At 44.4% G+C, this 12,125-nt stretch carries 9 protein-coding genes and 2 rRNA genes (1 of these 11 only partly in view); 3 read left to right on the top strand and 8 right to left on the bottom strand.

The annotated features are described in order from the left end of the window. Positions 1-2,233: ribosomal RNA gene (locus tag N1I87_RS03550) — 23S ribosomal RNA — on the bottom strand (it extends 700 nt beyond the left edge of the window). 259 nt (positions 2,234-2,492) lie between these two features. After that, positions 2,493-4,047 (bottom strand): 16S ribosomal RNA (locus tag N1I87_RS03545). The 16S and 23S rRNA genes sit together here, the layout of an rRNA operon. Positions 4,048-4,389: 342 nt before the next feature. On the opposite strand from N1I87_RS03545, the gene N1I87_RS03540 reads away from it, so the two are divergent. Next, positions 4,390-5,433: an IS30 family transposase gene (locus tag N1I87_RS03540; protein WP_048622401.1), complete on the top strand. Its 1,044-nt coding sequence runs from the start codon at positions 4,390-4,392 to the stop codon at positions 5,431-5,433. 215 nt (positions 5,434-5,648) lie between these two features. Here the strand turns inward: N1I87_RS03540 and N1I87_RS03535 are convergent, their stop codons facing one another. Continuing rightward, on the bottom strand, positions 5,649-6,515 hold the full coding sequence (locus N1I87_RS03535) for a nucleotidyltransferase-like protein (protein ID WP_341100677.1): 867 nt from the start codon (positions 6,513-6,515) through the stop codon (positions 5,649-5,651). Positions 6,516-6,648: 133 nt separating this feature from the next. On the opposite strand from N1I87_RS03535, the gene N1I87_RS03530 reads away from it, so the two are divergent. Then, complete coding sequence (locus N1I87_RS03530) at positions 6,649-7,005, top strand: YgzB family protein (protein ID WP_327824549.1); 357 nt, start codon at positions 6,649-6,651, stop codon at positions 7,003-7,005. Between the two features lie 36 nt (positions 7,006-7,041). Here N1I87_RS03530 and perR read toward each other — a convergent pair whose 3' ends face one another. From perR to N1I87_RS03505, 5 genes are all read right to left on the bottom strand, one after another. Next, positions 7,042-7,482: a peroxide-responsive transcriptional repressor PerR gene (perR, locus tag N1I87_RS03525; RefSeq protein WP_003353818.1), complete on the bottom strand. Its 441-nt coding sequence runs from the start codon at positions 7,480-7,482 to the stop codon at positions 7,042-7,044. 105 nt (positions 7,483-7,587) lie between these two features. Continuing rightward, a complete protein-coding gene (locus N1I87_RS03520) occupies positions 7,588-8,139 on the bottom strand; it encodes a cob(I)yrinic acid a,c-diamide adenosyltransferase (RefSeq protein ID WP_003353817.1) in 552 nt (183 codons plus the stop codon). Between the two features lie 2 nt (positions 8,140-8,141). Beyond that, positions 8,142-9,086: a D-2-hydroxyacid dehydrogenase gene (locus N1I87_RS03515; RefSeq protein ID WP_341095256.1), complete on the bottom strand. Its 945-nt coding sequence runs from the start codon at positions 9,084-9,086 to the stop codon at positions 8,142-8,144. A 298-nt stretch (positions 9,087-9,384) separates the two neighbouring features. Continuing rightward, entirely contained in the window at positions 9,385-9,855 is a 471-nt protein-coding gene (gene bcp / locus N1I87_RS03510) for a thioredoxin-dependent thiol peroxidase (protein WP_003353815.1), read from the bottom strand. Between the two features lie 157 nt (positions 9,856-10,012). Continuing rightward, positions 10,013-10,411 (bottom strand): potassium channel family protein, encoded by a 399-nt coding sequence (locus tag N1I87_RS03505; protein ID WP_003353814.1) that lies wholly within the window; start codon positions 10,409-10,411, stop codon positions 10,013-10,015. A gap of 186 nt (positions 10,412-10,597) precedes the next feature. Here N1I87_RS03505 and N1I87_RS03500 point away from each other — a divergent pair, with 186 nt between their 5' ends. Beyond that, complete coding sequence (locus tag N1I87_RS03500; RefSeq protein ID WP_270584512.1) at positions 10,598-11,899, top strand: glutamate-1-semialdehyde 2,1-aminomutase; 1,302 nt, start codon at positions 10,598-10,600, stop codon at positions 11,897-11,899. Positions 11,900-12,125 lie beyond the last annotated feature (226 nt).

Here is a 12,125-nt window from a genome sequence, read left to right as displayed (position 1 = left end):
TTAGAATTTCAGTACAGCCAGGGTAGTATCCCACCGGCGCCTCCACACAAGCTGGCGCTCATGTCTCTCAGGCTCCTACCTATCCTGTACAAGCTGTACCAAAATTCAATATCAGGCTGCAGTAAAGCTCCACGGGGTCTTTCCGTCCTGTCGCGGGTAACCTGCATCTTCACAGGTACTATAATTTCACCGAGTCTCTCGTTGAGACAGTGCCCAGATCGTTACGCCTTTCGTGCGGGTCAGAACTTACCTGACAAGGAATTTCGCTACCTTAGGACCGTTATAGTTACGGCCGCCGTTTACTGGGGCTTCGGTTCGCACCTTCAAGCAAAGCTTTAAGCGCTCCCCTTAACCTTCCAGCACCGGGCAGGCGTCAGCCCCTATACTTCGCCTTACGGCTTCGCAGAGACCTGTGTTTTTGCTAAACAGTCGCCTGGGCCTATTCACTGCGGCTTCTCGGGGCTATGCACCCCAAAAAGCACCCCTTCTCCCGAAGTTACGGGGTCATTTTGCCGAGTTCCTTAACGAGAGTTCTCTCGCACACCTTAGGATTCTCTCCTCGCCTACCTGTGTCGGTTTGCGGTACGGGCACCTTTTTCCTCGCTAGAGGCTTTTCTTGGCAGTGTGGAATCAGGAACTTCGGTACTATCATTCCCTCGCCGTCACAGCTTGAGGTTAGTGGCAACGGGATTTGCCTCGCTGCCCCTCTCACTGCTTGGACGCACATCCAACAGTGCGCTTACCCTATCCTCCTGCGTCCCCCCATCGCTCAAACGGAAAAGAGGTGGTACAGGAATATCAACCTGTTGTCCATCGCCTACGCCTGTCGGCCTCGGCTTAGGTCCCGACTAACCCTGAGAGGACGAGCCTTCCTCAGGAAACCTTAGGCATTCGGTGGAAGGGATTCTCACCCTTCTTTCGCTACTCATACCGGCATTCTCACTTCTAAGCGCTCCACCGGTCCTTCCGGTCCGGCTTCTCTGCCCTTAGAACGCTCTCCTACCGCGGACACCCGAAGGTGTCCACCCGCAGCTTCGGTGATACGTTTAGCCCCGGTACATTTTCGGCGCAGAATCACTCGACCAGTGAGCTATTACGCACTCTTTGAATGGTGGCTGCTTCTAAGCCAACATCCTGGTTGTCTAAGCAATTCCACATCCTTTTCCACTTAACGTATACTTTGGGACCTTAGCTGGCGGTCTGGGCTGTTTCCCTTTTGACCACGGATCTTATCACTCGCAGTCTGACTCCCAAGGATAAGTCACTGGCATTCGGAGTTTGTCTGAATTCGGTAACCCGATGAGGGCCCCTAGTCCAAACAGTGCTCTACCTCCAAGACTCTTCCCTTGAGGCTAGCCCTAAAGCTATTTCGGAGAGAACCAGCTATCTCCAAGTTCGATTGGAATTTCACCCCTACCCACACCTCATCCCCGCACTTTTCAACGTGCGTGGGTTCGGGCCTCCAGTAAGTGTTACCTCACCTTCACCCTGGACATGGGTAGATCACCTGGTTTCGGGTCTGCGACCCCATACTCATGCGCCCTGTTCAGACTCGCTTTCGCTGCGGCTCCGTCTTTTCGACTTAACCTCGCATGAGATCGCAACTCGCCGGTTCATTCTACAAAAGGCACGCCATCACCCGTAAACGGGCTCTGACTACTTGTAGGCACACGGTTTCAGGTTCTCTTTCACTCCCCTCCCGGGGTGCTTTTCACCTTTCCCTCACGGTACTGGTTCACTATCGGTCACTAGGGAGTATTTAGCCTTGGGAGATGGTCCTCCCAGCTTCCGACGGGATTCCTCGTGTCCCGCCGTACTCAGGATCCACCAGGGAGGGAACGAAGTTTCGACTACAGGGTTGTTACCTTCTCTGACGGGCCTTTCCAGACCTCTTCGTCTACCTCGTTCCTTTGTAACTCCACCATTGGTGTCCTACAACCCCAGAAGGCAAGCCTTCTGGTTTGGGCTGTTCCCGTTTCGCTCGCCGCTACTCAGGGAATCGCTGTTGCTTTCTCTTCCTCCGGGTACTTAGATGTTTCAGTTCCCCGGGTTGCCTTCCTTACCCTATGGATTCAGGCAAGGATGCTGCCCCATTACGGGCAGCGGGTTTCCCCATTCGGAAATCTCCGGATCAACGCTTACGTACAGCTCCCCGGAGCTTTTCGGAGTTAGTCCCGTCCTTCATCGGCTCCTAGTGCCAAGGCATCCACCGTGCGCCCTTTCTAACTTAACCATGTTGGTTTTATCCTAGATGGCGATACTCGGTTTATGCTGCTTCTTTCTTCTATCTAGTTTTCAAGGAACAACTTGGAAGGATGAAATCCTTCAAAACTGAACAAAACGAAAGCGCTCATTCATATCTGTCCAGCTCCGGCTCCTAGGTGCTCGAGGTCACAATCCATCTTGCTGCGGTGGTTGAAATACTACCTCCTCGCAAGCTGTCTTGTGCTTGTCGCACCTGAACAGTCGCCTCTGCTTTTCTTCTTCCTTAGAAAGGAGGTGATCCAGCCGCACCTTCCGATACGGCTACCTTGTTACGACTTCACCCCAATCATCTGCCCCACCTTCGGCGGCTGGCTCCCGTAAGGGTTACCTCACCGACTTCGGGTGTTGCAAACTCTCGTGGTGTGACGGGCGGTGTGTACAAGGCCCGGGAACGTATTCACCGCGGCATGCTGATCCGCGATTACTAGCGATTCCGGCTTCATGCAGGCGAGTTGCAGCCTGCAATCCGAACTGAGAATGGTTTTTTGGGATTAGCTCCACCTCGCGGTTTCGCGACCCTTTGTACCATCCATTGTAGCACGTGTGTAGCCCAGGTCATAAGGGGCATGATGATTTGACGTCATCCCCACCTTCCTCCGGTTTGTCACCGGCAGTCACCTTAGAGTGCCCAACTGAATGCTGGCAACTAAGGTCAAGGGTTGCGCTCGTTGCGGGACTTAACCCAACATCTCACGACACGAGCTGACGACAACCATGCACCACCTGTCACTCCGTCCCCCGAAGGGGAACCCTCTATCTCTAGAGGTAGCGAAGGATGTCAAGACCTGGTAAGGTTCTTCGCGTTGCTTCGAATTAAACCACATGCTCCACCGCTTGTGCGGGCCCCCGTCAATTCCTTTGAGTTTCAGCCTTGCGGCCGTACTCCCCAGGCGGAGTGCTTAATGCGTTAGCTGCAGCACTAAAGGGTGGAAGCCCTCTAACACTTAGCACTCATCGTTTACGGCGTGGACTACCAGGGTATCTAATCCTGTTCGCTCCCCACGCTTTCGCGCCTCAGCGTCAGTTACAGACCAGAGAGCCGCCTTCGCCACTGGTGTTCCTCCACATCTCTACGCATTTCACCGCTACACGTGGAATTCCGCTCTCCTCTTCTGCACTCAAGTCTCCCAGTTTCCAATGACCCTCCACGGTTGAGCCGTGGGCTTTCACATCAGACTTAAGAGACCGCCTGCGCGCGCTTTACGCCCAATAATTCCGGACAACGCTTGCCACCTACGTATTACCGCGGCTGCTGGCACGTAGTTAGCCGTGGCTTTCTGGTCAGGTACCGTCAAGGTACCGCCCTGTTCGAACGGTACTTGTTCTTCCCTGACAACAGAGCTTTACGATCCGAAGACCTTCTTCGCTCACGCGGCGTTGCTCCGTCAGACTTTCGTCCATTGCGGAAGATTCCCTACTGCTGCCTCCCGTAGGAGTCTGGGCCGTGTCTCAGTCCCAGTGTGGCCGATCACCCTCTCAGGTCGGCTACGCATCGTCGCCTTGGTGAGCCGTTACCTCACCAACTAGCTAATGCGCCGCGGGCCCATCTGCAAGCGGCAGCTTGCGCCGCCTTTCAACCTTCCTTCATGCGAAGGAAGATATTATCCGGTATTAGCCCCGGTTTCCCGGAGTTATCCCTGTCTTGCAGGTAGGTTGCCCACGTGTTACTCACCCGTCCGCCGCTAACTTTCAAAAAGCAAGCTTCTTGAAAGTCCGCTCGACTTGCATGTATTAGGCACGCCGCCAGCGTTCGTCCTGAGCCAGGATCAAACTCTCCAAAAAGAAATTTGACTTGGCTTGTTTCAATTGAAACATTGGTTTACGCTTCGTTTTGTTCAGTTTTCAAGGATCTATCTAATGATAGCGACTTTTCAATAATATCATACAACTAAAGTCACTGTCAATGTTTTTTTGAGCCGCTGCTGTTTTCAATCACATCCAGCAGCGACGTTTATTACTATAACAAGAAAACATAATTACGTCAATCACTTTTTTTCGTTTTTATGAAAAAATTTTATAGGCTAGTTGTATAATCAAATGCAACAAGCATAAAAAATGAAAAACCATAGATAAACCACGTATGATTAAGTCGACTAAAACAATATCGATACGGAGGATTTATCTATGGCAATTACTAATTCTACCATAGGAGCTCGGCATTTCAAACACTTAACGGCTTATGACCGTGGGAAAATTGCGGCCTTACACGCTGCTGGTAAGACTCAACAGGAGATTGCAGATTATGTTGGTTGTCACAAAAGCACCATCTCCCGTGAGTTAAGAAGAGGTACAGTGCCACAAAGAAAAAGCAACGGGAAAATTGTTCATGTCTATTTTCCAGACACAGGTCAACTTCTCTATGAGAGAAACAGGAAAGCCTGTGGCCGCAAGCTAAAACTAGACGATGCCATCGAGTTTATTAAGTATGCCGAAACTCAGATCCTTGATAAGAAATGGTCTCCTGATGCGGTATGTGGGAGAGCCAAACGTGATGGGAAATTCAAAGACAAAATGGTTTGCACCAAGACCCTTTATAACTATATTGATCTAGGACTTATAGGCGTTAAAAACATTGACCTACCTATGAAAATTACCCTGAACACCAAGAAAAAACGTAACCGGAAGAATAAGAAGATCTTAGGACGCAGTATCGATGAGCGACCAATTGAAGTCAATGAACGCCAAGAGTTTGGTCACTGGGAAATTGATACGGTTATAGGCAAGAAGACTAAAGATCAGGCCTTATTGACTCTTACTGAGCGCAAAACCCGTAAAGAAATAATTTTGAGAGTGACAGCCAAGGATAGTCTATCCGTTTCAGAAGTCATATCTCAGTTGAAAGTGTCTTATGGTAATCGGTTCTCTAAAGTGTTTAAAACCATTACGGCTGATAACGGTTCTGAATTTGCTGACCTCGGCCTTAGTGTTGAAAAAGATCTAACAGAGGTTTATTTTACACACCCTTACACATCCTGTGAACGAGGAACCAACGAGCGTCATAATGGCCTTATTAGGCGCTTCATACCAAAGGGGAGACCCATTTCCTCTGTGGCAGACGAAACCATTACCTATGTTGAAAATTGGTGTAACCATCTTCCAAGGAAGATCCTCAATTATCGTACACCTGAGGAGTGTTTCCAAATAGAGTTAGCTGGCTTAGCTTCTTAACCTTAAGCCAGCTAACCCAAAGGGTTGGTTTTTAGCAACTTGACAAAGAGCCTCTGCGGGCATGGCTACCAGCCATGAAGCCAGGTATACGGTACTGGCTGGGCCAACCAGGCTACCATGCCCACCACTCCACGTCAAGTCGCGCAGAGTGTCCCGATTCTACTTAATCATGGGTTATCTGGTCTTTCAATACTTGTTGCATTTAATATTGCAATTTAAGAAAAAATTTTATAGAATCGATGATAAATATGAATTCCTTTCGTTTCTGCCTGAACAATCCGCACATAATTTTGATGAATTAAATACTCCAAGAGGGTTTCCAAATCGATAGCGTAATATTTTACTTCCGGATGGTTTATCAAATCATCAATAGACCAGTAGTCTTTTTTTCTTAAAACATTTAGAAAATGAGAAACACCGGATTCCGTATGCGAATGAATAAGAAATTCACTCGCCAAGAAAAGAAGTTCCAACCGTTTTTCTATATTTTCGTTGCTGGTCAGCAGTTCTTCGTATAGTTTGTAAATTTCAGGATTCAATTGTTTCACTTGATCCCACATTGTCTGCTCCGGTTGAAATCCTTTTTCGATGATCGCCAAGCATGCTAAATGATAAAGAGAGCGGGAAATATGATGATATGCATCCATGTAATGACCATTATGAAAAAATGCTTTTCCATCTGTGTAGGACTTGATAATCTTTGAAAATTCAATCGCCATTTTCAAATTTCTTTCATTGGCAGAAGGTTCTCGTAACTCATTTTTCAATCGATGAACATAGTCATTCCGGTCAAACACAATTTTCCCATCGGAAAACCAGTTCAATATTTTTCGATTCGTTCCTAAAAGAAGCCATTCCTTCAACTGCTCTTCGTCCACAATATAGAGAGCGGCTTTCTTATCTTGATATGCATAATGTTTAACCAGCAAATTTTTTTCGACTTCTTTTGCAATTACTAATAAAATGTTGTCAAATGTTTCTTCTCGATAATTCCATCCTTCTCTTTTTTCGATGGATAAAATGCCAAGCGTATTTTTTGAGCTCGCTCTCTCTTGATAAATGGGCCGAAGGATATCCTCCATAAAAAATTCCTCCATTAAATTTTTTCATTCTACTAATTTCGACAAAAACTGCTGATTTTCCTTCTATTCCTTTTAAAACATTAACCGACTTCAAAGCGTAAAGTATGATATAGTTACGTTAGGAGGGGATGGGATGGCCAAAAATTATAAAAGTAAGATTAACCGTATTCGTACTTTTGCACTTTCGTTAATTTTTATCGGTTTTTTGATAATGTACATAGGTTTATTTTTTCGAAATCATCCATTGATCATGACGATTTTTATGATGCTGGGATTTTTAAGCATCATGGCGAGTGTCGTTGTGTATTTTTGGATTGGAATGCTTTCGACAAGGGCGGTTGTGGTGGTTTGTCCAAACTGTGGAAAACAAACAAAAATGCTTGGCAGAGTAGATATGTGCATGTATTGCCGAGAGCCCCTTACGCTCGATCCTTCTTTGGAGGGCAAAGAGTTTAATGAGGAGTACAATCGAAAAAAACGAAATAAATAGCAAAAAAAGAATTGTTCCTTTTTAGAACAATTCTTTTTAATGAACTTCTTTTTTGGCACTGCATTCCGGACAAATCCCGTAAATCTCCATCCGATGGTGACTAACTTTAAAACCAGTAACATGCGAAGCAAATTGTTCAACCTCGTCCAGTCCGGGATAGTGAAAATCGACAATTTTGCCGCACTCTTCACAAATGACATGGTAATGGTCGGTTGTTACAAAATCAAATCTGCTGGATGAATCGCCATAGGTCAGCTCTTTCACTAATCCAACTTCACGAAATACTCGCAAATTATTATAAACGGTTGCCACACTCATATTGGGAAATTTACCTTCTAACGCTTTATAAATTTCATCCGCAGTTGGGTGTGACATGGATTGGACCAGGTATTCAAGTATTGCATGACGCTGAGGAGTTATACGTACTCCAGAATCTTTTAACGTTTCTAAAGCTTCTTTAAGATGTTCCTGCGCCACCGTCATGCACCTCACTTTAACATAAAAATCGTTCTCAATTTGTAATCTTTATAATAAGTGTACTAATGAAATAGTGATTTTGTCAATGTTTTCAATCCAAAATTCTCATGATTCTATAGAAAGTTTCTTCTCTTTTTGCCCAAGTTTAGCGTTTATATATCTTGCTGCGACAAACAATAGATCGGAAAGTCGATTTAAATAAGCCAGAACAAGAGGATTTACCTTTTCTACTTTTACCGCTTTTCGTTCCGCTCTTCTGACAACAGAACGGGCTGCATGAAGCGCGGCTCCCGCGGGATGGCCCCCGGGCAAAATAAAATTATTTAATGGTTCCAATTTCCCATCCCATTGATCAATCATCTTTTCGAGAAATTGGATATTATTTTCTTTTAATTTCCACTTCACTTCTTTTTCGGGAGGAGTAGCCAATTCTGCACCAACGTAAAAAAGTTCTGTTTGAATTTGCTGTAAAACATTTGCTACTTCTTCTTTTCCGTCAAATGATTCATGCACGAAATAGCTAAGCGATAAACCAATGAGCGTATTCGCCTCATCGCATGTCCCATATGCTTCTACGCGGGCATCGGTTTTTGAAACTCTTTGCCCGTAGATAAGCGAAGTTGTTCCTTTATCTCCTGTCTTCGTATAAATTTTCAACGCTAGTACCCCCTGTCCAGATCGACCACATTCCAAAAATCTTTTCTTCCTGTAATATATGTAGATAAGTTGTGTTTTAATATTTCAAACGCTCTTGGCAAGTAATTTTTCGACATCGCGGATATATGCGGCGTTACCGTAATATTATTCAATGTCCAAAATTCATGTTCCGGGGGAAGGGGTTCTTTTTCAAAAACGTCCAAATAAATATGGGCCACTTGATTCTGTTTTGCAGCATTTAACAACACTTTTTCTTCTACAAGGTCTCCCCGCCCGATATTGATAAAGACAGCTGTGTCTTTCATGCTTTGAAAGTGATTTTCCCTTAAAAGATAACGGGTTTCCGTCGTGCTTGGAAGAACAGAGACAATGAAATCGGCCGTGCCAAGCGCAATGTTCCAATCTTGAAACGTATAGATGCGATCAAAATAGTCCACTGGTTTCCCGCTTCGATTAACTCCGCTTGTTTTCATTCGAAATGCTTTGGAAAGCCTGCCAATTTCGCTTCCGATGGCACCCGTCCCCAATACAAGCACTTCTTTTTCCGCCAATTCTTGCAAAGGCAGTTTTTTATTCCAAAATTTTTGTTTTTCGAAATCAGCGAGCTCAGGGTATCTTTTAACATGTTGGAGCATGAGACCTAATGTGAATTCAGCCATTGGGATTTTATGAATTCCCCTGGCATTTGTCACGAGGATATTCTTTGCTTTGATAGCTTGAAACGGCATTTTTTCAAGGCCTGCCGAACAAACCATAATCCATCGTAGACGCGGCGATGAATGAATGATTTTTTCTGACAAATCTTCGCCGTATGTGACGATGACTTCAGCATTTTTCCATTCCGCTTCAGAAATTTTTCGATAAAATTGAAAATGACAATCGGGAAATTCATTGATTAATTGTTCTCTTAAATCAGCCGGCGGAAAAAATGAAAAAACAACTTCCACTTTTTTTGCTCCTCTCCACTTGATTTTGTCTATTCCGTTATGGAAATTTTAGATTTCTTATCGTTAATTGGCCTCCACGCCCATTTTACCATGATTTACTGGAAGAAAATACAAATAAGAAAAGCGCTGAAGCAAATTTGTAAGAATAGCTGCTTTCTCCCGATATTTTTGTTCAAAGAAAAATGGACCGGTGGATCCGGCCCTAAACATTTATTTCATGAGGAGGTATGCCCTTACTTTACAGTATGTTTTAATCTACATAATGCATGGACAATTGCCTTCTCATTCTAAAAATAGGCTACGAGAGCTCATTTTTAATAAATTCCAGAGCTTCTTCAACATGTCCTTTTACTTTTACTTTTCTCCATTCTTTTGCAAGTCTTCCTTGTTGATCAATAACAAATGTCGAACGCTCGATTCCCATATATTCTTTTCCGAAATTCTTTTTTAACTTCCAAACGCCATAAAGTTCGCATACTTGATGGTCTTCATCGGCCAACAGCAAAAAAGGCAAATCGTACTTTTCAATAAATTTTTTATGTTTGTCCAAAGAATCCGTGCTAATTCCCAGAATCACGGCATTCAATTTGGAAAATTCATCATGATAATCCCGAAAGTCACACGCTTCTGTCGTGCAGCCGGGAGTCATATCTTTCGGATAAAAATACAGCACCACATTTTTCCCTTTGAAATTCGATAATTTTACCTTTTCGCCATTGCTGGCCGGAAGTTCAAAATCAGGAGCCGCTTCACCTATTGCCAATGTCATATGTAATCCCTCCATTCGTTTTGAACTTAGCGTATCCAATTTTAAAACAATTTGCAATTGAATTTATCCCGCAAATCTCCTTTCTTGACGGGGGAAACGTCTCCTATTTATCCATTTGGTTCTATTTACTATCCGCTCGGCTGATGGAAGTTTCACATTATTTCTCCCAATCAATGAAAGTTTTCACGACAAAAGCTGCCGGAATGGTATAACCCAGCCATGCCTCCACTAGCGCAATCCAGCGCCCTACACCGTTTGGAACTAAATCTCCGTAACCGACTGTGAACAACGTAATACCGCTGAAATAAAGAGAGGTATGGAGCTTTTCGAAAAAACTTTCGCTGTACGTTCCTTTTCCGGTCAAAATGGCATAACCTTGCATTTCTAAAAGCAAATAAAGAAGGCCAAAACCGATCATGATCGTCACATATAATAATCCCAATAAGAGAAAGTTTTCAAAAGACAATTTTTTATACTTCCATCTAGAAGGAACAAACAATTCGCGCAAACTTAGTGTCATACAAATAATCACTGCGGCCATTAATAAATACGGCATCCGATAACCCTCCTGTTACCTTTCACCGACCGATAGAATGTTATTAAAACGAAAAGAAGAAGATAAAGAGTGATCCTGAAACGCTTGCCGCTGAAAATTTCATTTTTATGAAAATGGGTAGGAAATATGTAATAATATATATGAAACACTTAATATTAGTTATGACACGGCAGGAGGAATACTTTTATGGACTTTACCCATTCAGAACGTTTACATAAAGAAGCGCTGGAACATATCGTCGGCGGCGTTAACAGTCCGTCCCGCTCCTATAAAGCAGTTGGCGGTGGAGCACCTGTTGCGATGGAAAAAGCAAAAGGCGCTTATTTTTGGGATGTTGACGGCAATAAATATATTGATTATTTGGCAGCCTACGGTCCTATCATTACAGGACATGCCCACCCCCATATTACCGAAGCGATTCAAAAAGCAGCGGAAAATGGGGTTTTATACGGAACGCCGACTCCTTTTGAAGTGAAATTTGCCAAAATGTTAAAAGAAGCCATACCTTCGCTGGAAAAAGTTCGTTTTGTCAACAGCGGAACCGAAGCTGTGATGACCACGATCCGCGTCGCAAGAGCCTACACCGGAAGAACCAAAATTATAAAGTTCGAAGGATGTTATCACGGACATTCTGATTTAGTGCTAGTAGCGGCAGGATCAGGGCCTTCTACTTTAGGAACACCTGATTCAGCGGGCGTTCCGGAAAGCATCGCAAAAGAAGTCATTACCGTTCCATACAACGATGTCGAATCGTTCCGTGAAGCCATTGATAAATGGGGCAATGAAGTAGCAGCTGTATTAGTTGAACCGATTGTCGGAAACTTTGGTATCGTAGAGCCGAAGCCGGGATTTTTAGAACAAGTGAAAGAATTAACGCACAAAGCAGGCGCTCTGCTTATATTCGATGAAGTCATTACGGCATTCCGCTTTATGTACGGGGGAGCTCAAGATTTGCTCGGAGTCATTCCTGATTTAACAGCCATGGGAAAAATTATCGGCGGAGGCCTTCCAATTGGCGCTTACGGCGGAAGAGTGGATATCATGGAAAAAGTAGCTCCTCTCGGTCCAGCTTATCAAGCAGGAACGATGGCCGGAAATCCAGCTTCTATTTTGGCGGGAATTGCCTGCTTGGAAGTATTAAAGCAAGACGGTGTCTATGAATACCTCGATCGGCTTGGAGCTATGTTGGAAGAAGGAATCTTAAAAGCAGCACAAACGTATCAAATCCCGATTACGATTAACCGTTTAAAAGGTGCGCTTACGGTATACTTTACGGATGAAAAGGTCGAAAACTATACTCAAGCGCAAGCAAGCGACGGCGAACGGTTTGCCCGCTTTTTCAAACTGATGCTTCATCAAGGCATTAACCTGGCTCCTTCCAAATATGAAGCTTGGTTTATTACTCTCGCTCATACGGAAGAAGATATCCGGACAACCATCCAAGCAGTAGAGCGAGCTTTTGAAAAAATGTCTCAAGAAATAAAATAATATCCAACTGGTAGTTTCATGTTGAAACGGCTATCATGTTTGCAAGCGTCCTTTGACAGGGCGCTTTTTCTTATCCCCCGTAAAAAAACGGTATTCTCGGCTATTTGCCAACGGAGGTCAAGGGCAAATCGCCAGTAAATTTATTCAGTTTTAAATAGACGCTAATTCCATTTACTCCATTAAGGTTCAAAAAAATCTTCTGCTCCTGTCTTGACCGTTCCTTTTA

The sequence above is a fragment of the Bacillus sp. FSL W8-0102 genome (genome assembly GCF_038007225.1).
GTDB lineage: Bacteria > Bacillota > Bacilli > Bacillales > DSM-4216 > Bacillus_O > Bacillus_O smithii.
Note: the sequence above shows the minus strand (reverse complement) of the source record. Positions and strands in the feature narration are given on the sequence as shown.